Origin of the sequence: Leclercia adecarboxylata, assembly GCF_006874705.1 — a bacterium.
GTDB classification, from domain to species: Bacteria; Pseudomonadota; Gammaproteobacteria; order Enterobacterales; family Enterobacteriaceae; genus Enterobacter; species Enterobacter adecarboxylatus_C.
The window spans coordinates 4550824-4573251 of record NZ_CP035382.1 but is presented as its reverse complement, the minus strand read 5'-3'; the positions used below and the strand labels follow the sequence as shown (position 1 = coordinate 4573251).

Sequence of the window (22428 nt, the reverse complement as noted above, 5' to 3'; positions counted from 1 at the left end):
CGCACATGAAACCATTAATTCAGGTCCAGGCCGTCAGCCAGCGTTTTTCCACCGCCAGCGGCGAGTTTCTGGCGCTGCAAAACGTCTCTTTTGATATTCACGAGGGCGAGACCGTCAGCCTGATCGGCCACTCCGGCTGCGGTAAATCGACGCTGCTGAACCTGATCGCCGGTATCACCTTGCCCACCGAAGGCGGGCTGATCTGCGACAACCGCGAGATCGCCGGGCCGGGCCCGGAGCGGGCGGTGGTGTTCCAGAACCACTCCCTGCTGCCCTGGCTCACCTGCTTCGACAACGTGGCCCTGGCGGTGGATCAGGTGTTCCGCCGCAGCATGAGCAAGGCCGAGCGCCGGGAGTGGATCGAACATAACCTCGATCGGGTCCAGATGGGGCACGCCATTCACAAACGTCCGGGGGAGATCTCCGGCGGGATGAAGCAGCGGGTCGGCATTGCCCGCGCCCTGGCGATGAAGCCGAAAGTGCTGCTGATGGATGAGCCGTTCGGTGCCCTCGACGCCCTGACCCGCGCCCATCTGCAGGATTCGGTGATGAAAATTCAGCAGGAGCTGAACACCACCATCGTGTTGATCACCCACGACGTTGACGAGGCGGTGCTGCTCTCGGATCGGGTCCTGATGATGACCAACGGCCCGGCGGCGACGGTGGGGGAGATTTTGCGCGTTGATCTGCCGCGTCCGCGTAATCGGGTGCAGCTGGCGGAGGACGGCCGCTATCACCATATGCGTCAGCAGATCCTCCATTTCCTCTACGAAAAACAGCCGAAAGCGGCCTGAGGAGCGCCACTATGCGCCTGGTCATCATTGGAAACGGTATGGCGGCAACGCGGCTGATTGAGTCGTTGACCGACCGCGCGCCCGGGCGCTTCGTCATCACCGTCATCGGTGACGAGCAGGCACCGGCCTACAACCGCATACAGCTCTCCCCGGTGCTCGGCGGCGAGAAACAGGCCGCCGCCACGCAGCTGCATGATGACGCCTGGTATCGTGCGCGCGGCGTCACGGTGCTCTGCGGCGAGCGGGTGCTGGCGGTGGAGGGCGCGGCGCGGATGTTGCGCACCGATAAACGTCTGATGGGGTGGGATGAGCTGGTGTTTGCCACCGGATCCCAGCCCTTTGTGCCGCCGATCCCCGGAGTGGGTCTGCCGCACGTCTTTACCTTCCGCACCCTCGATGACGTCAACGCCATTCTGGCGACCCCCGGCCCGGCGGTGGTGTTGGGGGGCGGGGTGCTCGGCGTGGAAGCCGCTGCGGCGTTACGGTTGAGAGGTGACGGTGTCACTTTAGTGCATCGTGGCCCCTGGCTGATGGAGCAGCAGCTGGATCAGCAGGCCGGGCTGCTGCTGGAGCAGGCACTGAGCGAGCGGGGCATCGGCTGCGAGCTTAACGGCGGCCTGACGGCGATTGCTGCCGACAGCGTCACCCTCAGCAGCGGACGCACTCTGGCCGCCACGCGGGTGGTGCTGGCGACCGGCGTGACGCCCAACATCGCCCTGGCGCAGGCAGGCGGCGTGCCGTGCGGGCGCGGCATTCTGGTGGATGACCAGATGCGCACCGCCCTGGATGGCATCAGCGCCATCGGCGAGTGCTGCGAAATTGACGGCCAGACCTGGGGGCTGGTGGCCCCGTGCCTGGCCCAGGCGGAGATCCTCGCCGCCCGTCTGGCCGGGGAAAACGTCACCCCCTTTACCCCGATGCAAAACGGCATGCGCCTGAAGGTGACCGGCGTTGAGCTGTTCAGCGTCGGGGAGGTGGCCGCGCAACAACATGATGCGGTGTGGACCAGCTGGGATCCGCTGACACGCCACTACCGCCGCTTACTGGTTCGCAACGGCACGCTGGCAGGCGTGCTGCTGATGGGGGAGTGTCGCAGCGCGGCCACCCTCACCGATTTACTGGCTACGTCAGAACCCGCCCAGGCGGACTGGCTGTTCGATCGATTCACTACGCAGCCGCAGGTTGCAGGACAAAACGCGATGACAAAACCTACTCTGATTGTGGTTGGGCACGGTATGGTCGGCCACCATTTTCTTGAAGACTGCGTGAACCGCGGTTTGCATCAGCAATACCAGATTGTGGTCTTCGGTGAAGAGCGCTATGCCGCCTATGACCGCGTCCATCTGTCGGAATACTTTGCCGGACGCAGCGCCGACTCGCTGTCGATGGTGGCCGGGGATTTCTTTGCCGATAACGGCATCGAGCTGCGCCTGTCCCAGCAGATTGTCGCCATCGATCGCGACGCTCGGGTGGTGCGCACCGCAGGTGGACATGAAACCCACTGGGATAAACTGGTGCTGGCGACCGGATCCTATCCGTTTGTACCCCCGGTACCGGGGCGCGACCTGCCGGGCTGCTTTGTCTACCGCACCCTTGACGATCTGGACCAGATTGCTGCCCATGCCAAAGGCTCCCGCACTGGGGTAGTGATTGGCGGCGGGCTGCTGGGGCTGGAGGCGGCCAACGCCCTGAAACAGCTCGGACTGGAGACCCACGTGGTGGAGTTCGCCCCGAACCTGATGGCGGTACAGCTGGATAATGACGGGGCCGCCATGCTGCGGCGCAAAATTGAAGCCCTTGGCGTGGGGGTGCATACCAGCAAAGCCACCACCGAAATTGCCGATACCGACGCGGGCAAAGTGCTGCGCTTCGCCGACGGCAGCGAGCTGGCCACCGACATGGTGGTCTTCTCTGCCGGGATCCGCCCGCAGGATGCGCTGGCCCGGGACTGCGGTCTGGTGCTGGGGGAGCGCGGCGGGATCAATATCGACAACCAGTGCCGCACCTCTGACGAGGACATCTTTGCCATTGGAGAGTGCGCCCTCTGGGAGGGGAAAATCTATGGCCTGGTGGCCCCGGGCTATCAGATGGCGCGGGTAGCCAGCGCCGCGCTGGCCGGGGAGGCGAACGCCTTCACCGGGGCGGATATGAGCACCAAACTCAAGCTGCTGGGGGTGGACGTGGCCTCGTTTGGCGATGCCCACGCCCGCACGCCGGGGGCGCAGAGCTACCAGTGGACCCACGGCCCGCAGCAGATCTACAAGAAGATCGTGGTCAGCGCCGACAACAAAACCCTGCTCGGCGGGGTGCTGGTGGGGGATGCCAGCGAATACGCCACCCTGGTGCAGATGATGCTCAACGACATCCGCCTGCCGAAGGATCCCGAGACCCTGATCCTGCCCGCGGTGGCGGGCAGCGCCCCGAAAGCGCTGGGCGTGGCGGCCCTGCCGGAGAGCGCGCAGATCTGCTCCTGTCACAACGTCAGCAAGGGCGATATCTGCCAGGCGGTGAGCAACGGTGCTACCGACATCGGGGCGGTAAAACAGTGCACCAAAGCGGCCACCGGCTGCGGGGGGTGCAGCGCGCTGGTGAAACAGGTGATGGAGTTCCAGCTGGCGGCCCAGGGCGTGGAGGTGAAAAAGGATATCTGCGAGCACTTCGCGTACTCGCGCCAGGAGATCTACCACCTGGTACGCGTCAACCGCATCCACACTTTTGACCAGCTCATCAGCCGCTACGGCCAGGGCCACGGGTGCGAGATCTGTAAGCCGCTGGTGGGCTCGGTGCTGGCCTCCTGCTGGAACGAATACCTGCTGAAACCGGCCCATCTGCCGCTGCAGGACACCAACGACCGCTACTTCGCCAACATCCAGAAAGACGGCACTTACTCGATTGTGCCGAGGATGGCCGCCGGGGAGGTGACCGCCGACGGGCTGATTGCCATCGGCCAGATCGCCAAACGCTACCAGCTGTACAGCAAAATCACCGGCGGACAGCGCATCGACCTGTTTGGCGCCCGGCTGGAGCAGCTCCCGGAGATCTGGCAGCAGCTGATCGACGCCGGGTTTGAAACCGGCCACGCCTACGGCAAATCCCTTCGCACCGTGAAATCCTGCGTCGGCTCCACCTGGTGCCGCTACGGTGTGCAGGACTCCACCGGCCTGGCGGTGACGCTGGAGAACCGCTACAAGGGGCTGCGCGCCCCGCACAAAATCAAGATGGCCGTCTCGGGTTGCACCCGCGAGTGCGCCGAAGCCCAGAGCAAGGACGTGGGGGTGATCGCCACCGACAAGGGCTGGAACCTCTATCTGTGCGGCAACGGTGGGATGAAGCCGCGCCACGCGGATCTGTTTGCCAGCGATCTCGATGACGCCACCCTCCTGCGCTACGTCGATCGCTTCCTGATGTTCTACATCCGCACCGCCGATCGCCTGCAGCGCACCAGCACCTGGCGGGATAACCTCGAAGGCGGGCTGGAGTACCTGCGGGAGGTGATCATCGATGACAGCCTCGGCATTGCCGACGAGCTGGAGCAGGAGATGCAGCGGGTGGTGGATACGTACCAGTGCGAATGGCAGACCACCCTGCAGGATCCGGGTCGGCTGGCGCAGTTCCGCACCCTCGATGCCGCGCCGGTGACATCAAAGCGCTGGCAGGCGGTCTGTACCCTGGAGGAGATCCCCGAGCAGGCCGGGATCGGTGCCCGTCTGGGTGAGCAGCCCATTGCGCTGTTCCGCTTCGGCAAGTCGGTCTACGCCCTGGAGGACAGGGAGCCGGGCGGCAGCGTCAGCGTGCTGTCGCGCGGTATTCTGGGCGATGCCGGGGGGGAGCCGGTGGTGATCTCCCCGCTGTTTAAGACGCGGATCCGCCTGCGCGACGGGCGGCAGGTCGACACCGGCGAAGTGGCGGTGCGCGCCTGGCCGGTGAAGGTTGACGGCGACCAGGTCATGGTAGGCAGCGAAGAGCTGGTGATGCGTGCGGAGGCCTCATGAGTGAAACCCAGACGACCTGTCCTTACTGCGGCGTGGGCTGCGGCGTAATCGCCCGCGTCGACAACGGCGAGGTGAGCGTGCGCGGCGACGACAGCCATCCGGCCAACTTTGGGCGGCTGTGCGTCAAAGGTTCGTCGCTCGGGGAGACCACCGGGTTAGCGGGACGACTCCTGCATCCGGAGGTGGACGATCGGCCGGTGAGCTGGGAGCAGGCGCTGGATGCGGCGGGTAGCCGTCTCCAGGCGATCGTCGACACCTACGGGCCGCAGGCGGTGGCCTTTTATGCCTCCGGCCAGCTGCTGACCGAGGATTACTACGCCGCCAACAAGCTGATGAAAGGCTTTATCGGGGCGGCCAATATCGACACCAACTCCCGGCTCTGCATGTCCTCGGCGGTGGTGGGTTACAAGCGCGCCTTCGGGGAGGACATTGTTCCGTGCAGCTACGAGGACGTTGAGCATACCGACCTGGTGGTGCTGGTGGGCTCCAACGCCGCCTGGACCCATCCGGTGCTCTATCAGCGTCTGGTGCAGGCGAAAATTGATAATCCGGCGCTGAAGGTGGTGGTGATCGACCCCCGGCGCACCGCGACCTGCGACATTGCCGACCTGCATCTGGCCCTGACGCCGGGGAGCGATGCCGGGCTGTTTGTCGGCCTGCTGAACGCCATTGACCCTGAGCAGGCCAGCGACTGGTCGACTGAACGCGTGGCGGCGTTTTGCAGCCTGCCGCCCGAGCATGTCGCTGCCTTTTACGCCTGGTTTATCGCCGCCCCGCGGGCGGTGACGCTCTACACCATGGGGATCAACCAGTCCACCAGCGGCAGCGACAAGTGCAATGCCATTATCAATGTCCACCTGGCGAGCGGCAAAATAGGCCGCGAGGGCTGCGGGCCGTTTTCGCTGACCGGTCAGCCCAATGCGATGGGCGGGCGCGAGGTCGGCGGGCTGGCGAATCAGCTCGCGGCGCATATGAACTTCACGCCGGACGATCTCAGCCGGGTGGCGCGCTTCTGGGGGACGGAGCGGCTGGCCCAGACGCCAGGGCTGATGGCGGTAGAGCTGTTCGACGCCATTGCCCGCGGCGAGGTGAAGGCGGTGTGGATCATGGGCACCAACCCGGCGGTGTCGCTCCCGGACAGCCATGCGGTCTGTCAGGCGCTGGCGGCCTGCCCGCTGGTGATGATCTCGGAAGTGATGCGCGACACCGATACCAGCCGCTTCGCCCACATTCGCTTTCCGGCGCTCGGCTGGGGAGAGAAAGAGGGGACGGTGACTAACTCCGAACGCCGCATCTCGCGCCAGCGCGCTTTTCTGCCCGCGCCCGGCGAGGCGAAACCGGACTGGTGGATCATCGCCCGACTCGCTGAAAAGCTGGGCTACGGCGCGGCCTTTGCCTGGGATCATCCCCATGCCATCTTTACCGAACACGCCGCACTGACCGCCTTTGAAAACCAGGGCGAGCGGCAGCTGAACCTCGCGGCGCTGGCGCAGCTCACCCGCACGCAGTGGGATCAACTGACCCCCTGGCAGTGGCCGATTAACCGGGAAGCGTTAACCCACGCCCGGCGGGTGCCGGTCACCCCACAGCCGCACGCCGCCGCGCCGAATCTGCTCTATCCCTTGCTGCTCAACAGCGGTCGACTCCGCGACCAGTGGCATACCATGACCCGCACCGGCTATGTCCCGCGCCTGATGCAGCACCGGGATGAGCCGACGGTGGATATTTCCCCCCAGGATGCCGCCCGGCTGGGAGTTCAGGACGGACAGCTGACGCGCATCAGCGCCCCGCGCGGGCTGATGGTGGCCCGGGCGCGGATCGGTGACGGGCAGCGCGCCGGGGAACTGTTCGTCCCGATGCACTGGAACAGCTGTTTTTCGCGCCAGGGCAAGGTCAATGCGCTGGTGGAGGGGCGCTGCGATCCCCATTCCGGTCAGCCCGAAAGCAAGCAAACCGCGGTGCGGCTGATGCCGTGGCAGCCCGCCTGGCAGGGGGAGCTTTACAGCAGGGAGGAACTGGCGCTGCCAGTGCATGTCCACTGGTGGCGCAAGGCGACGGCCGGGGTGACGCGGCTGACCCTGGTGGGGGACAAACCGCTGCTGGAATGGCTGCTGCATCACTGCACCGGGCAGGGCTGGCAGCTGCAAATCGCGCAAACCGGCGATCGCAGCAGCGTGCTGGCCTGGCATGACGGGACACTGATGCTGGGATTCTGGCAAGGCATCGGGTTGCCGGCGCTGGCGCACAGCTTTATCGAAGAGGCGTTTCGCATCGCGCCCGTACAGCTGGCCGAACGTCACGCTCTGCTGAACGGGCAGCATCCCGGCGAGCGCGTTGATCCCGGGCGCATTATCTGCAGCTGTTTCAGCATCGGTGAAAACGCGATCCGCGAGGCGATTGCGCAAGGATGCGACTCCGCGGCGGCGCTGGGGGCAAAACTGCGCTGCGGCACCAACTGCGGCTCCTGCGTGCCGGAACTGAAAGCGATGCTTTCCGTGCGGGTGTAAACGCCTGATGGCGCTAACGCTTATCAGGCCTACGGGTCCTGTGCGGGTGTAAATGCCTGATGGCGCTAACGCTTATCAGGCCTACGGGTCCTGTGCGGGTGTAAACGCCTGATGGCGCTGCGCTTATCAGGCCTACGGGGCCTGTGCGGGTGTAAACGCCTGATGGCGCTAACGCTTATCAGGCCTACGTCCCGTAGGCCGGGTAAGCGCAGCGCCACCCGGCAAGCAGGCCCCACAGGTCGGTAAACGTCAGCGCCACCCGGCAATCAAGCTTCAGGATATTCCTGAAATTTCCCTTAGGGCTGAAATTTTTCCTCAATCACGCTAAGGTGTTAACTCTGTTTTCCATCAACACAGGCGCCCTTTCACGACGGTGATGGTTGTTTCCCCCCGCATTCGTTGGCTGTTTTTCCTCCTCTGTTCTGCCGGAGCCGTTCAGGCTGCTCCGAATTCCTTTCTCCAGCAGGCGCAAAATCCCTTTGATAATAACGGCGACAGCCTGCCGGATTTAGGCATGGCGACCCCGACGGGCGAGGGTGAAAAGCATCTGGCGGAGATGGCGAAAGCCTTCGGTGAGGCTAGTATGACCGACAACGGCCTGACCACCGAGGAGCAGGCCCGGCAGTTCGCCCTCGGCCAGGTGCGGGACGCGGTCAGCCAGGAGGTCAATCAGCATATCGAATCGTGGCTCTCCCCCTGGGGAAACGCCAGCGTCGATCTGCTGGTTAACGACGAGGGGCGCTTTACCGGCAGCAAGGGCAGCTGGTTTATCCCCTGGCAGGATAACAATCACTACCTGACCTGGAGCCAGCTTGGGCTCACCCAGCAGGAAGACGGCCTGGTCAGCAACGCGGGGATCGGCCAGCGCTGGGTGGCGGGCAAATGGCTGCTGGGTTACAACACTTTTTACGACAATCTGCTGGATGAGAACCTGCAGCGTGCCGGTCTTGGCGCTGAAGCCTGGGGCGAATACCTGCGCCTGTCGGCCAACTACTATCAGCCCTTTGCCAGCTGGCGTGACAGCTCGGCGGTGGAGGAGCAGCGCATGGCCCGCGGCTACGACGTCACCGCCAAAGCCTGGCTGCCGTTTTATCATCACCTCAATACCAGCGTCAGTTTTGAACAATACTATGGCGACAACGTCGATCTGTTTCACACCGGTACCGGCTATCGCAACCCGCTGGCGGTTAATCTGGGGCTCGATTACACCCCGGTGCCGCTGGTGACCTTCTCCGCCGCCCACAAGCAGGGGGAGAGCGGGGTGAGCCAGAATAACCTCGGCCTGAAGCTCAACTATCGCTTCGGGGTGCCGCTGAAAAAACAGCTCTCCGCCAGCGAAGTGATGGACAGCCGCTCCCTGCGGGGCAGTCGTTACGATCCGCCGGAACGCGAGAGCCTGCCGGTGCTGGAGTTCCGCCAGCGGAAAACGCTATCGGTATGGCTGGCGACGCCGCCGTGGGATCTCAAGCCGGGTGAAACGGTGGTGCTGAAGCTGGATATTCGCAGCCGTCACGGGGTGCGGACGCTGCACTGGCAGGGGGATACCCAGGCGCTGAGCCTGACCTCACCGGCGCAGGCCAGTGATAGCGACGGGTGGAGTATTATTCTGCCGGCGTGGGATAACCGCGAGGGGGCGAGCAACCGCTGGAAACTGTCGGTGGTGGTGGAAGATAAAGCCGGGCAGCGTGTCTCTTCCAATGAGATCACGCTGGCACTGACGCAGCCGCTCCTGGCCCTGCCAGAAGAGGATCCGCGCTGGGCGCTGCTGCCGGACGAGTAAACTCAGAAAATGCGTTCCTGATGTACCCACACCGCGGCTTCCACCCGTGATTTCAGCTTCATCTTCTTCAGCATATGTTTCACGTGCACTTTAACCGTGCTTTCGGTGATGTCGAGACGGCGGGCGATCATCTTGTTCGGCAGACCCTGAGCAATCAGCTTGAGGATATCGCGCTCACGCGGGGTCAGTTGGCTGACGTCGCGGTCGGAGGTGGCGCGGTTGGCGCGCAGGCTGGCCGCCAGCACCGGGGTCAGGGCTTCGCTCAGCACCATGTCACCGGCCGCCGCCTGCTGCAGGGATTTCAGCAACTCTTCCGGCTCCATGTCTTTTAACAGGTAGCCATCGGCGCCGCGTTTCAGGGCGGTGACCACGTCCTCTTCATGATTGGAGACGCTGAACACCACCACCCGCCCGGAAAGCGATTTTTCGCGCAGCCTGTCCAGGGTTTCGAGGCCGTTCATGCCGGGCATATTGAGGTCGAGCAGGATCAAATCAGGATCGAGAGCCTCGGCCAGTTCAATGCCCTGTTCCCCGTTGCTGGCCTCGCCCACGACGGTGATATCCGACGCCATGCTGATAAGTTGTTTTACGCCGGTGCGCAGCATCGGATGGTCGTCGATCAACAGGATTGTTGCCGGCTCCTGATTAGACATGGTGTTCTCCTTGGGCAGTGAAAAGAGGCTTTTCGGGAATAAAGGTGACGATAACGTCCGTTCCGCCAGATTCACCTGGGCGAACCTGACAATCTCCACGCAGACTTTGTGCGCGGTCGCGCATAATAATCAGACCGTAGTGGTTACTTCTTTCGGCGTTTGCCGGTATGCCGCAGCCGTTGTCGCGCACCACCAGTTTGACCTGATTATCGTGTTGGCTCACGGTGAGTGAGACCGCCGTCGCTCCGGAATGCTTCAGCGCGTTGCTCAACGCTTCGCGGGCGATCTGCAGAAGATGGATGGCCTGGTGCGAGGGCACAAACCGCGGCGGCAGCTGGTAGTCCAGCGACACGGTAAAGCCGAGTCGGGCGCTGAACTCCTGGCAACTGGCCTCCAGCGCGGGCCGCAGGCCAGGCTCCGTCAGCTGCAGGCGGAAGGTGGTCAGCAGTTCACGCAGCTGCACCCAGGAGGTGTTCAGCTCGTTGCGGATCTGGCTTAACAGCTGTTTGCTGCTCTCCGGCAGGTCGGTATCCTGCATCTGCAGACAGCTGACCTGCATCTTCATGCAGGAGAGCGACTGGGCGATGGAGTCGTGCAGCTCCCGGGCAATGGTGGCGCGCTCTTCCATCACAATCAGCTGCTGCTGTTTTTCCTGATGGCGATCGAGCGCCAGGGTGGCGGTCAGCTGCTCCACCAGGGTGTCGACCAGCTGCTGCTGATCGTGGCTCAGATGGCGTCCGGCGGGCAGGGTCGCCAGTAAAATGCCGTACTGCGTCAGGTTATCCGCCAGCCGCCACTTCAGGGTCGTGCCGCTGGTGGTCAGCGGCGGCAGGCCGCGCGGACAGAGATGGCAGCCGATTTCATCGCAGCTCATATCTGACTGACAGGTAAATTCCTGATGATTCTCTTCATCTTCCAGGTCATACACCCGCAGCTCGATATCGTGCAGCAGGGTCAGATTTTGCAACCCGTTGAGCACCGGCGAGAGCCGCTCGCACATCGGCACCTGCGAGTGCAGACGGCGGTTAGCCTGCCAGAGGAAGGAGAGGATCTCGTTTTTCTGCTCCAGCCCGGCGGTTTTTTCCCGCACCCGCTGTTCCAGCACCGCGTAGCTTTCAGCCAGCTCGCCGGACATGGTGTTCAGCGCTTCGCCGAGCATGGCCATTTCGTTGCGCCCGTTGATGTGCGCGCGCTGGGTAAAATCGCGCTGGGTGACGGCGCGGGCTACCGCCAGCAGTTGCCGCCAGGGGTGCAGCAGCCTGGCGCGTAGCCAGAGAATGGTGAATATCAGCAGCAGCGCCATAAACAGCACCATCAGCCGCTGCATCAGTACCACCCGCTCAATACGTTGTTCGGTGCTGCGGTCGAAGGCGGTGACCAGATTATCGAGGCGGCTGACAAAACCGGAGACATCACTGGCGACCGCGTCGGGGTTTTGCGCCTGACGGAGCCCCGGGGCCAGCTGATTTTGCCAGTAATCCTGCAGGGCTTTCAGCTGCGCCTGCTGGTTATCGCGCTGTGCCGCGCTTTGCAGTTCCGGGCTGAACGCCGTGGCGTTCATTTCATCGAGTAACGTCTGGTCTTTGGCTTCCAGCGGGATCGCCGCCAGCAGGCGGTAGCTCTGCATGCGCAGTGAACCGGCCTTGTTAATGGCGTGCGCGCTGCCCTGTACGCCCTGAACCAGCCAGCCGGAAATTGCCATTCCCGTCACCCCGATTGCGGTAGACAGCATGACAATAAGTACCAGTTGATTAACCAGCGTCAGCGGTGAAAAACAGCGTTTAAACATAGGGCAGTCTGGCTCCTGACAATGGCTGGACTCGGCAAGGGCTCTATTCTCAGGCATACCCTGGAGTATACCCATACCCAAAAAGGATTACCTACTAATTGCCATTTGTCGGACGAATGGGAGGAGGGGGTAAGCCGGGAGTAGCAGCACCGTGAAAAACCACACCTTTTTTAGCGGAATGCGCTACTCACGAGGGAGTAGCACAACTTTTCTTCGCGGAATTTGCCCGCCTTCTCCTTGATTTATATCAACTTACCGCCAGCTTAAAACCCTGATCTTTGTAGCATCTTTTAAGAATCAGAGGTGTCTATGAGTCACTCAACTACCCCCGAAAGGGATTCTGGCCCGGTTATTACGGAGTGGCGTCCGGAAGATCCGGCGTTCTGGCAACAGCGCGGCCAACGTATAGCCAGTCGTAATCTTTGGATTTCCGTTCCCTGCCTGCTGCTGGCGTTTTGCGTCTGGATGTTGTTCAGCGCCGTCGCGGTTAACCTGCCAAAAGTGGGCTTCAAATTTACCACCGACCAGCTGTTTATGTTAACGGCGCTGCCGGCACTCTCCGGTGCGCTGCTGCGTGTGCCTTATGCCTTTATGGTGCCGCTGTTCGGCGGTCGCCGCTGGACCGCGTTCAGTACCGGGATCATGATTATTCCGTGCGTGTGGCTGGGCTTTGCGGTACAGGATACCTCTACTCCGTTTAGCGTCTTTGTGATTATCTCCCTGCTGTGCGGTTTTGCCGGGGCTAACTTTGCCTCCAGCATGGCCAACATCAGCTTCTTCTTCCCGAAACAGAAGCAGGGCGGGGCGCTGGGGATCAACGGCGGTCTGGGCAACATGGGCGTCAGCGTGATGCAGCTGATTGCGCCGCTGGCGATTTCGGTCTCTATCTTTGCGGCCTTTGGCGGTGCGGGCGTTGAGCAGGCTGATGGCTCTTACCTGTTCCTGCAGAATGCCGCGTGGATCTGGGTGCCGTTCCTGGTGGTCTTAACCCTGGCCGCATGGTTCGGTATGAACGATCTGGCGGCGTCGAAAGCCTCCCTCAGCGAACAGCTGCCGGTGCTGAAGCGTGCCCACCTGTGGATCATGGCGCTGCTCTATCTGGCGACCTTCGGCTCCTTTATCGGCTTCTCCGCCGGGTTTGCGATGCTGTCAAAAACCCAGTTCCCGGACGTGCAGATCCTGCACTACGCCTTCTTCGGTCCGTTCATTGGCGCACTGGCGCGCTCCACCGGGGGGATGATCTCCGACCGTCTGGGTGGTACCCGCGTCACCCTGGTGAACTTTGTGGTGATGGCGATCTTCTGCGCCCTGCTGTTCATGACCCTGCCGGTAAACGGCGTGGGCGGTAATTTTGGCGCCTTCTTCGCGGTGTTTATGGTGCTGTTCCTGACGGCCGGGCTGGGCAGTGCTTCCACCTTCCAGATGATTTCGGTGATCTTCCGTAAGCTGACGATGGATCGCGTTAAAGCGCAGGGCGGCAACGAACAGCAGGCGATGCGTGAAGCGGCCACCGATACCGCAGCCGCGCTGGGCTTCATCTCTGCGATTGGCGCGATTGGCGGGTTCTTTATCCCTAAAGCGTTCGGCATTTCGCTGGATCTGACCGGCTCCCCGGCGGGTGCCATGAAAGTGTTCCTCGTTTTCTATATCGTCTGCGTGTTTGTCACCTGGCTGGTATATGGACGCAATTCTAATAAAAAGTAAGTAAGTGATTATCCGTTTGCGCGGCCTGGTGCCGCGCTTTTTTTATCCTGTATTTAGTTACAACATACTAAAGGCGGTACCCCCTGCCGTCGGGCAGCCGCTGTGATCGCCATCGCTAATCAGGACGCTCTACCCCTTAATACCACTCTGTAAAACTTCCAGGCATACTTTTGTACGATAAATCACAAATAGACATATAAAACAGCAACTTGATGTGTTTTCCTCTATACCGCTTTAGGGGTAGTGGAGAATTAGCCCCTCATAACATCCCCCGTTCCTCTTGATCGTTATCAATTCCCGCCATCTTTCATAGCGTTACCTTCGCTGCAAATCAGCAATGTCGATTTAGAGAGCCACAGGCTCCACACAGGAGATACCCGATGAGCAAATTTTTGGACCGGTTTCGCTACTTCAAACAGAAGGGTGAAACTTTTGCCGATGGGCACGGCCAGGTTCTGGAGACCAACCGGGACTGGGAAGACGGTTACCGTCAGCGCTGGCAGCATGACAAAGTTGTCCGTTCCACCCACGGCGTAAACTGCACCGGCTCATGCAGCTGGAAGATTTTCGTGAAAAACGGTCTGGTGACCTGGGAAATGCAGCAGACCGACTACCCGCGCACCCGCCCGGATATGCCAAACCACGAACCGCGTGGCTGCCCGCGTGGCGCCAGCTACTCCTGGTATCTCTACAGCGCTAACCGCCTGAAATATCCGCTGATGCGTAAACGCCTGATGAAAATGTGGCGTGAAGCGAAAGTGCAGCACAGCGATCCGGTTGAGGCCTGGGCCTCTATTATCGAAGACGCCGACAAAGCGAAAAGCTTCAAGCAGGCGCGCGGTCGCGGCGGTTTTGTCCGCTCCTCCTGGCAGGAAGTGAATGAGCTGATTGCCGCCTCTAACGTTTATACCGTTAAAACCTACGGCCCGGACCGTGTCGCGGGCTTCTCGCCGATCCCGGCGATGTCGATGGTCTCCTATGCGTCCGGCGCGCGTTATCTCTCCCTGATTGGCGGTACCTGCCTGAGCTTCTACGACTGGTACTGCGACCTGCCGCCTGCGTCTCCACAGACCTGGGGCGAGCAGACCGATGTGCCAGAATCCGCCGACTGGTACAACTCCAGCTACATCATCGCCTGGGGCTCTAACGTTCCGCAGACCCGTACCCCGGACGCCCACTTCTTTACCGAAGTGCGTTACAAAGGCACCAAAACCGTTGCCGTGACCCCGGACTACGCCGAAATCGCCAAGCTGTGCGACCTGTGGCTGGCACCGAAGCAGGGTACCGATGCCGCGATGGCGCTGGCGATGGGCCACGTGATGCTGCGTGAGTTCCACCTCGACAAGCCAAGCCAGTACTTCACCGACTACGTGCGCAAATATACCGACATGCCGATGCTGGTGATGCTGGAAGAGCGTGACGGTTATTATGCCGCGGGTCGTATGCTGCGTGCCGCCGACCTGGTGGATGCGCTGGGCCAGGAAAACAACCCGGAGTGGAAAACCGTTGCCTACAACAGCAATGGCGACATGATTGCGCCGAACGGCTCTATCGGTTTCCGCTGGGGCGAGAAGGGCAAATGGAACCTTGAGCAGCGCGATGGCACGTCCGGCGAAGAGACCGAACTGCGCCTGAGCATGCTGGGCAGCCAGGACGAGATCGCCGATGTCGGCTTCCCGTACTTTGGCGGCGAAGGTTCAGAGCACTTCAACAAGGTTGAGCTGCAGAACATCCTGATGCACAAACTGCCGGTGAAACGCCTGCAGCTGGCCGATGGTACTACCGCGCTGGTGACCACCGTTTACGACCTGACCCTGGCCAACTACGGCCTGGAGCGCGGTCTGAATGATGAAAACTGCGCCACTCACTATGACGACGTAAAAGCCTACACCCCGGCATGGGCGGAGCAGATCACCGGCGTACCACGGGCGCACATCATCCGTACCGCACGTGAATTTGCCGATAACGCCGACAAGACTCACGGTCGTTCAATGATCATCGTCGGTGCCGGTCTGAACCACTGGTATCACCTCGATATGAACTATCGCGGCCTGATCAACATGCTGATCTTCTGCGGCTGCGTCGGTCAGAGCGGCGGCGGCTGGGCACACTATGTCGGCCAGGAAAAACTGCGTCCGCAGACCGGCTGGCAGCCGCTGGCGTTTGCCCTCGACTGGCAGCGTCCGGCACGCCACATGAACAGCACCTCCTACTTCTATAACCACTCCAGCCAGTGGCGCTACGAGACGGTTACCGCCCAGGAGCTGCTCTCCCCGATGGCGGATAAATCCCGCTACAGCGGCCACCTGATCGACTTCAACGTGCGCGCAGAGCGTATGGGCTGGCTACCGTCTGCACCTCAGCTGGGAACCAACCCGCTGCGTATCGCGGAAGAGGCGAAGAAGGCGGGCATGACGCCGGTGGACTACACCGTCAAATCCCTGAAAGAGGGCTCCATTCGCTTTGCGGCGGAACAGCCTGAGAACGGTAAAAACCACCCACGCAACCTGTTTATCTGGCGCTCAAACCTGCTGGGTTCGTCCGGTAAAGGCCACGAGTACATGCTGAAATACCTGCTCGGTACCGAAAACGGTATCCAGGGTAAAGATCTCGGCAAGCAGGGCGGCGTGAAGCCGGAAGAGGTGGAGTGGAAAGACAACGGTCTCGACGGCAAGCTGGACCTGGTGGTGACCCTGGACTTCCGTCTCTCCAGCACCTGCCTGTATTCCGACATCGTGCTGCCAACCGCCACCTGGTATGAAAAAGACGACATGAATACCTCGGATATGCATCCGTTTATTCATCCGCTGTCTGCCGCCGTTGACCCGGCCTGGGAATCGAAAAGCGACTGGGATATCTACAAAGATATCGCGAAGAAATTCTCCGAAGTCTGCGTGGGGCACCTCGGCAAAGAGACTGACGTAGTGACGCTGCCCATCCAGCACGACTCCGCTGCCGAACTGGCGCAGCCGCTGGACGTGAAGGACTGGAAAAAAGGCGAATGTGACCTGATCCCGGGCGTAACGGCGCCGCACATCATTCCGGTTGAACGTGACTATCCGGCAACCTACGAGCGCTTTACCTCTATCGGCCCGCTGATGGAAAAAATCGGTAACGGCGGGAAAGGGATTGGCTGGAACACCCAGACCGAAATGGACCTGCTGCGTAAGCTCAACTACACCAAAGCGGACGGCCCGGCCAAAGGTCAGCCAATGCTGAACACCGCGATTGATGCGGCAGAGATGATCCTGACCCTGGCCCCGGAAACCAACGGCCACGTGGCCGTGAAAGCCTGGGCAGCGCTGAGTGAATTTACCGGCCGTGACCACACGCATCTGGCGACGAATAAAGAGGAAGAGAAAATCCGCTTCCGCGATATTCAGGCCCAGCCGCGCAAAATCATCTCCAGCCCGACCTGGTCTGGTCTGGAAGATGAGCACGTCTCCTATAACGCCGGCTACACCAACGTTCACGAGCTGATCCCATGGCGTACCCTGACCGGTCGTCAGTCTCTGTATCAGGATCACCAGTGGATGCGCGACTTCGGTGAAAGCCTGCTGGTTTACCGTCCGCCAATCGACACCCGTTCGGTAAAAGCCGTAATGGGCGCGAAATCCAACGGAAACCCTGAGAAGGCGCTGAACTTCCTGACGCCGCACCAGAAGTGGGGTATCCACTCCACCTACAGCGACAACCTGCTGATGCTGACCCTGTCGCGCGGTGGTCCGATTGTCTGGATGAGCGAAGCGGACGCCAAAGATCTGGGTATTGAAGATAACGACTGGATCGAAGTGTTTAACAGCAACGGTGCCCTGACGGCGCGTGCGGTAGTGAGCCAGCGTGTCCCGGCCGGGATGACCATGATGTACCACGCCCAGGAACGTATCGTTAACCTGCCGGGTTCAGAGATCACCGAGCAGCGCGGCGGGATCCACAACTCCGTGACCCGTATTACGCCGAAACCAACCCACATGATCGGCGGCTATGCGCAGCTGGCCTACGGCTTTAACTACTACGGCACCGTAGGATCGAACCGCGATGAGTTCGTGGTGGTACGTAAGATGAAGAATATTAACTGGTTAGACGGCGAAGGTAATGACCAGGTACAGGAGAGCGTAAAATGAAAATTCGTTCACAAGTCGGCATGGTGCTGAATCTGGATAAATGCATCGGCTGTCACACCTGCTCAGTCACCTGTAAAAACGTCTGGACCAGCCGGGAAGGTATGGAGTACGCCTGGTTCAACAACGTGGAAAGCAAGCCGGGCACCGGCTTCCCGACCGACTGGGAAAACCAGGAGAAGTGGAAGGGCGGCTGGATCCGTAAAATCAACGGTAAGCTGCAGCCACGCATGGGTAACCGCGCGTTGCTGCTGGGTAAAATCTTCGCAAACCCGCATCTGCCGGGCATCGACGATTACTACGAGCCGTTTGATTTTGACTACCAGAACCTGCACAACGCGCCGGAGAGTAAACACCAGCCGATTGCCCGTCCACGCTCGCTGATCACCGGTCAGCGCATGGACAAGATCACCAGCGGGCCAAACTGGGAAGAGATTCTGGGCGGCGAGTTCGAAAAACGCGCCAAAGACCAGAACTTCGACAACATGCAGAAGGCGATGTACGGCCAGTTCGAAAACACCTTCATGATGTATTTGCCGCGCCTGTGCGAACACTGCCTTAACCCGGCGTGCGTGGCGACCTGCCCGAGCGGTGCCATCTACAAGCGTGAAGAAGACGGTATCGTGCTGATCGACCAGGACAAGTGCCGCGGCTGGCGTATGTGCATTACCGGCTGCCCGTACAAAAAGATCTACTTCAACTGGAAGAGCGGTAAGTCCGAGAAGTGCATCTTCTGCTACCCGCGTATCGAAGCCGGGATGCCGACCGTCTGTTCTGAAAGCTGCGTAGGCCGTATCCGCTACCTCGGCGTGCTGCTGTACGACGCGGATGCGATTGAGAACGCGGCGAGCACCGAGAACGAGAAAGATCTCTATCAGCGTCAGCTGGACGTGTTCCTCGATCCGAACGATCCGAAAGTGATCGCTCAGGCGCTGGCAGACGGCATTCCGCAGAGCGTGATCGACGCGGCGCAGCAGTCGCCGGTCTATAAAATGGCGATGGACTGGAAGCTGGCCCTGCCGCTGCACCCGGAATACCGCACATTGCCAATGGTCTGGTACGTGCCGCCGCTGTCTCCAATTCAGTCCGCGGCGGACGCGGGCGAGCTGGGCAGCAACGGTATCCTGCCGGATGTCGAAAGCCTGCGTATCCCGGTTCAGTATCTGGCGAACCTGCTGACCGCAGGTGACACCCAGCCGGTACTGCTGGCCCTGAAACGCATGCTGGCGATGCGCCACTTCAAACGCACCGAAACCGTTGACGGCGTGATTGATACCCGTGCGCTGGAAGAGGTGGGTCTGAGCGAAGCCCAGGCCCAGGAGATGTACCGCTATCTGGCAATTGCCAACTACGAAGATCGTTTCGTGGTGCCAAGCAGCCACCGTGAGCTGGCGCGTGAAGCCTTCCCGGAGAAAAGCGGGTGTGGCTTTACCTTCGGCGACGGTTGCCACGGTTCAGACAACAAATTCAACCTGTTCAACAGCCGCCGCATCGATGCGATGGATGTGACCAGCAAAACGGAGCCGCACCAATGATTGAACTCGTCATTGTTTCGCGTCTGCTCGAGTACCCGGATGCTGCGCTTGTGCAGCATCAACAGGAGCTCTTCGATGCACTCGCGTCATCGGAAAACCTGGACAAGGAGGATGCCCAGCGGCTTGGCGTTTTCCTGCGCGACCTGTTAGCGCGCGATCTTCTGGATGCCCAGTCTGACTACAGCCAGCTGTTCGATCGTGGCCGCGCCACGTCGCTGCTGCTGTTTGAACACGTACACGGCGAATCCCGCGATCGGGGTCAGGCGATGGTCGATCTGATGGCGCAGTACGAGCAGCATGGTATGCAGCTCGACAGCCGCGAGCTGCCGGATCACCTCCCGCTGTATCTGGAATATCTGGCGCAGTTGCCGAAAGAAGAGGCGCTGGGCGGTTTGCAAGATATCGCGCCGATCCTGGCGTTACTGGGTGCGCGTCTTCAGCAGCGTGAAAGCCGCTATGCGGTGCTGTTCGATCTGCTGGTGAAGCTGGCCAACGCCTCGGTCGACAGTGAAAAAGTGGCGGAGAAAATCGCGGATGAAGCCCGGGACGACACCCCACAGGCGCTGGATGCGGTCTGGGAAGAGGAGCAGGTGAAGTTCTTTGCTGACCAGAGCTGCGGCGAGTCGGAAATCTCTGCTCACCAGCGTCGTTTTGCCGGTGCCGTTGCCCCGCAATATTTGAATATCTCTAACGGAGGACAGCAATAATGCACTTCCTGAATATGTTCTTCTTCGATATCTATCCGTACATTGCGGGTTCGGTATTTCTGATTGGTAGCTGGCTGCGTTACGACTACGGCCAGTACACCTGGCGCGCCGCCTCAAGCCAGATGCTGGATCGCAAAGGGATGAACATGGCGTCGAACCTGTTCCACATCGGGATTCTGGGTATCTTTGCCGGCCACTTCCTGGGCATGCTGACCCCGCACTGGATGTATGAATCCTTCCTGCCGATGGACGTGAAGCAGAAGATGGCGATGATTGCCGGGGGGGCCTGCGGCGTGATGACCCTGGTGGGCGGCCTGATGCTGCTGAAGCGTCGTCTGTTCAGCCCGCGCGTGCGCGCCACCACTACCGGGGCGGATATTCTGATCCTCTCCCTGCTGATGGTGCAGTGTGCGCTGGGCCTGCTGACTATTCCGTTCTCTGCACAACACATGGACGGGAGTGAAATGCTGAAGCTGGTGGGTTGGGCGCAGTCGGTGGTGACCTTCCACGGCGGTGCGTCTGAGCATCTGGACGGTGTAGCCTTTGTCTTCCGCGTGCACCTGGTGCTGGGTATGACCCTGTTCCTGCTGTTCCCGTTCTCCCGTCTGGTGCATATCTGGAGCGCGCCGGTGGAGTACCTGACGCGCAGATATCAGATTGTGCGTGCCCGTCGCTAATCCGCTGTTTTAATCTGAACCCCGCTGTGGCGGGGTTTTTTTTCGCCCCAACCCAGGTTGTTGCCCGCTGCGGCCAGCAGAATCAAGGCCCCACCGGCCAGCTGAGTGAGGCTCAGCGAGTGGCCAAACACCAGATTATCGACAATCAGCGCAACTACCGGATAGATAAACGACAGCGAGCCGATAACAGGGGTAGGGAGCTTCTGAATGGCGCTGTAGAGCAGCTGATACATGATCCCGGTGTGGACAATGCCCAGCGTCAATAAAATCCCCCACGGGAAATCGGCGGAGAAGGTCGGCATATGCGCCAGCGGCAGAAGCATCACCACGCCGGTCAGGACCTGAATAAAGGCGATATGCTGCGGCGCGAGAGTCTTTAACTTCCGCGTGATGATGGCGGTGAGGGCATAGAAGAAAGCTGCGCCCAGCGCCAGGCCGATACCGGCCAGCCATCCCGCTTCATGCCCGCCGGTCAGTTCGCTGGAGAGCAGAATAACCACGCCGCCAAAGGCGAGGAATAACCAACCCCACTTCACCAGACTCACCCGTTCGCCCAGCAGCATGCCCATCAGCACCAGCATAAAGGGCTGGGTGTTATAAACCACCGTCGACAGGCCGATAGAGATCCGCTCAAAGGCGGCGAACAGCAGCAGCCAGTTCACCACCAGCGCGACGCCGCCAAGAATGGCGAGGCCCAGCGTGACTTTGGTTAACGGGCTGAAAGGCTGTTTACTTAATCGAATAAAGAGAAACAGCGCAATGGCGCCAATCAGACAGCGCCAGAACACCACTTCCGTCACCGGTAAGCCCGAGAGTAAAACAAAAGCGCCAATAGAGCCGGATATCAGCATCGCCAGGCTCATTTGCCAGACGCCCTGTTGAATGTCACGCATCATACACCTCCTGATTAATACCCTTATTGTTGAAAAAACGTGTCCGGTTTTACAGCGCTGAATTAAGGTGGTAGGGGTGATTTGCTTTTATAAATTAGGTGGAAGTTATGGAATACCTTATCGATGAGATCGACCGCCGGATTCTGGCCTGTCTGGTGGAGGATGCGCGCATGTCGCTGAAGGTGTTGAGCGGTCGGGTGGGGCTCACGTCACCCAGCACGGCAGAGCGGTTAAAAAGGCTGGAGGAGCGGGGCGTCGTTCAGGGATACGGCGCCCGGGTGAACCTGGCGGCGTTAGGCTATACCCTGCAAGCGCTGGTGCGCGTGCGCCCGTTGCCGGGGTTATTGCATAAGGTAGATAAATATATCCAGGCGATGCCGGAGTGTATTGAAAGCGACAAAGTGACCGGCGAGGACTGTTTTGTCATCAGGCTGGTGGTGCGCTCGATCGCGCAGCTGGATATGCTGCTGGATGGGCTGGCGGAACATGCCCAGTGCAATACGTCGATTGTGAAGAGTTCACCGGTCACCCGTCGGTTGCCACCGTTGTAGGTGGATGTCGCCGGGTGGCGGCTGCGCCTTACCCGGCCTACGGGTATGGTGCGGTTTTGTATTTTTGTAGCCCCGGTAAGCGCAGCGCCACCGGGGAAAACAGGTGCGCAGAAGCCGGATAATGGCGTTGATTTGGTTTTTTTTCAGAGAAGTGATGGTGGTGGGGGAAGGATAACTCGGCTGCGCCTCGCCCTTCGGGTCGTTGCCTGCGGCAACGCTTTCTCGCTGCGCTCGAATCGAACCTTAGTCGAAGCTTCTCATCCTTCCCTGCATCGGAAGAATATGAGGCATGGTGCGAATTTGAGGTTGAGTGCAATTTAGAAGTGATGGTGGTGGGGGAAGGATTCGAACCTTCGAAGTCGATGACGGCAGATTTACAGTCTGCTCCCTTTGGCCGCTCGGGAACCCCACCAGGGGCAATTCACATTTTGAGGTAAAGCTTGAAGATGGTGGTGGGGGAAGGATTATTTGTCGCTCCGCTCCTCACCCTTCGGGCCGTTGCCTCTGGCAACGTTGTCTCGCTTTCGCTCGACCCGAACCTTAATCGAAGGTTCTCACCCTTCCCGATAAGTGCAAACTTCGCTACATCTCATCGGTGCTACCACATCGCTGTGGTGAATAATGGTGGTGGGGGAAGGATTCGAACCTTCGAAGTCGATGACGGCAGATTTACAGTCTGCTCCCTTTGGCCGCTCGGGAACCCCACCACGGGGTAATGCTTTTAA

13 protein-coding genes, 2 tRNA genes and 2 other RNA genes are annotated in these 22428 nt (G+C 60.5%); 10 read left to right on the top strand and 7 right to left on the bottom strand.

What is annotated here, in order from left to right; all coding sequences use genetic code 11:
- The first annotated feature begins 5 nt into the window (after positions 1-5).
- From ES815_RS22810 to ES815_RS22795, 4 genes are all read left to right on the top strand, one after another.
- Complete coding sequence (locus ES815_RS22810) at positions 6-794, top strand: ABC transporter ATP-binding protein (RefSeq protein ID WP_142489848.1); 789 nt, start codon at positions 6-8, stop codon at positions 792-794.
- An 11-nt stretch (positions 795-805) separates the two neighbouring features.
- Entirely contained in the window at positions 806-4786 is a 3981-nt protein-coding gene (gene nirB, locus ES815_RS22805; protein WP_142489847.1) for a nitrite reductase large subunit NirB, read from the top strand.
- Positions 4783-7293: a nitrate reductase gene (locus ES815_RS22800; protein WP_142489846.1), complete on the top strand. Its 2511-nt coding sequence runs from the start codon at positions 4783-4785 to the stop codon at positions 7291-7293. The genes nirB and ES815_RS22800 overlap by 4 nt, the downstream gene beginning before the upstream one ends.
- A 376-nt stretch (positions 7294-7669) precedes the next feature.
- Positions 7670-9073, top strand: a complete 1404-nt coding sequence (locus tag ES815_RS22795) for a YchO/YchP family invasin (protein WP_142489845.1) — start codon at positions 7670-7672, stop codon at positions 9071-9073.
- 2 nt (positions 9074-9075) lie between these two features.
- Here ES815_RS22795 and narL read toward each other — a convergent pair whose 3' ends face one another.
- On the bottom strand, positions 9076-9726 hold the full coding sequence (narL, locus tag ES815_RS22790) for a two-component system response regulator NarL (protein ID WP_142489844.1): 651 nt from the start codon (positions 9724-9726) through the stop codon (positions 9076-9078).
- Positions 9719-11515, bottom strand: a complete 1797-nt coding sequence (gene narX, locus ES815_RS22785; RefSeq protein ID WP_142489843.1) for a nitrate/nitrite two-component system sensor histidine kinase NarX — start codon at positions 11513-11515, stop codon at positions 9719-9721. Before narX ends, narL begins: the two co-directional genes overlap by 8 nt.
- Before the next feature lie 309 nt (positions 11516-11824).
- Here narX and ES815_RS22780 point away from each other — a divergent pair, with 309 nt between their 5' ends.
- The 5 genes from ES815_RS22780 to narI all read left to right on the top strand — a co-directional run bounded on the left by ES815_RS22780 (position 11825) and on the right by narI (position 20259).
- Positions 11825-13219 (top strand): NarK family nitrate/nitrite MFS transporter, encoded by a 1395-nt coding sequence (locus ES815_RS22780; protein WP_142489842.1) that lies wholly within the window; start codon positions 11825-11827, stop codon positions 13217-13219.
- Between the two features lie 380 nt (positions 13220-13599).
- Positions 13600-17343, top strand: a complete 3744-nt coding sequence (locus ES815_RS22775; protein WP_142489841.1) for a nitrate reductase subunit alpha — start codon at positions 13600-13602, stop codon at positions 17341-17343.
- Positions 17340-18875, top strand: a complete 1536-nt coding sequence (gene narH / locus ES815_RS22770) for a nitrate reductase subunit beta (protein ID WP_142489840.1) — start codon at positions 17340-17342, stop codon at positions 18873-18875. The genes ES815_RS22775 and narH overlap by 4 nt, the downstream gene beginning before the upstream one ends.
- A complete protein-coding gene (gene narJ / locus ES815_RS22765) occupies positions 18872-19582 on the top strand; it encodes a nitrate reductase molybdenum cofactor assembly chaperone (protein ID WP_142489839.1) in 711 nt (236 codons plus the stop codon). The genes narH and narJ overlap by 4 nt, the downstream gene beginning before the upstream one ends.
- On the top strand, positions 19582-20259 hold the full coding sequence (narI, locus tag ES815_RS22760; protein ID WP_106993195.1) for a respiratory nitrate reductase subunit gamma: 678 nt from the start codon (positions 19582-19584) through the stop codon (positions 20257-20259). The genes narJ and narI overlap by 1 nt, the downstream gene beginning before the upstream one ends.
- On the opposite strand, the gene ES815_RS22755 is transcribed toward narI, so the two are convergent.
- Positions 20256-21152 (bottom strand): DMT family transporter, encoded by an 897-nt coding sequence (locus ES815_RS22755; protein WP_142490112.1) that lies wholly within the window; start codon positions 21150-21152, stop codon positions 20256-20258. The genes narI and ES815_RS22755 overlap by 4 nt on opposite strands.
- 107 nt (positions 21153-21259) lie before the next feature.
- Between ES815_RS22755 and ES815_RS22750 the strand changes: the two genes are divergently transcribed.
- A complete protein-coding gene (locus tag ES815_RS22750) occupies positions 21260-21703 on the top strand; it encodes an Lrp/AsnC family transcriptional regulator (RefSeq protein ID WP_142489838.1) in 444 nt (147 codons plus the stop codon).
- 155 nt (positions 21704-21858) lie between these two features.
- Here the strand turns inward: ES815_RS22750 and ES815_RS22745 are convergent.
- From ES815_RS22745 to ES815_RS22730, 4 genes are all read right to left on the bottom strand, one after another.
- Positions 21859-21985: non-coding RNA, RtT sRNA (locus tag ES815_RS22745), on the bottom strand.
- Positions 21986-22030: 45 nt separating this feature from the next.
- Positions 22031-22115, bottom strand: a tRNA-Tyr gene (locus tag ES815_RS22740).
- Between the two features lie 35 nt (positions 22116-22150).
- Positions 22151-22282, bottom strand: a non-coding RNA gene (locus ES815_RS22735) — RtT sRNA.
- Positions 22283-22325: 43 nt separating this feature from the next.
- Positions 22326-22410: transfer RNA gene (locus ES815_RS22730), tRNA-Tyr, on the bottom strand.
- Positions 22411-22428 lie beyond the last annotated feature (18 nt).

Coding starts and splice junctions, on each gene's coding strand:
- ES815_RS22750 (WP_142489838.1), top strand. CDS start 21,260: ATGGAATACCTTATCGATGAGATCGACCGCCGGATTCTGGCCTGTCTG.
- nirB (WP_142489847.1), top strand. CDS start 806: ATGCGCCTGGTCATCATTGGAAACGGTATGGCGGCAACGCGGCTGATT.
- ES815_RS22795 (WP_142489845.1), top strand. CDS start 7,670: ATGGTTGTTTCCCCCCGCATTCGTTGGCTGTTTTTCCTCCTCTGTTCT.
- ES815_RS22800 (WP_142489846.1), top strand. CDS start 4,783: ATGAGTGAAACCCAGACGACCTGTCCTTACTGCGGCGTGGGCTGCGGC.
- narL (WP_142489844.1), bottom strand. CDS start 9,726: ATGTCTAATCAGGAGCCGGCAACAATCCTGTTGATCGACGACCATCCG.
- narJ (WP_142489839.1), top strand. CDS start 18,872: ATGATTGAACTCGTCATTGTTTCGCGTCTGCTCGAGTACCCGGATGCT.
- ES815_RS22775 (WP_142489841.1), top strand. CDS start 13,600: ATGAGCAAATTTTTGGACCGGTTTCGCTACTTCAAACAGAAGGGTGAA.
- narX (WP_142489843.1), bottom strand. CDS start 11,515: ATGTTTAAACGCTGTTTTTCACCGCTGACGCTGGTTAATCAACTGGTA.
- ES815_RS22780 (WP_142489842.1), top strand. CDS start 11,825: ATGAGTCACTCAACTACCCCCGAAAGGGATTCTGGCCCGGTTATTACG.
- ES815_RS22810 (WP_142489848.1), top strand. CDS start 6: ATGAAACCATTAATTCAGGTCCAGGCCGTCAGCCAGCGTTTTTCCACC.
- narH (WP_142489840.1), top strand. CDS start 17,340: ATGAAAATTCGTTCACAAGTCGGCATGGTGCTGAATCTGGATAAATGC.
- ES815_RS22755 (WP_142490112.1), bottom strand. CDS start 21,152: ATGCGTGACATTCAACAGGGCGTCTGGCAAATGAGCCTGGCGATGCTG.
- narI (WP_106993195.1), top strand. CDS start 19,582: ATGCACTTCCTGAATATGTTCTTCTTCGATATCTATCCGTACATTGCG.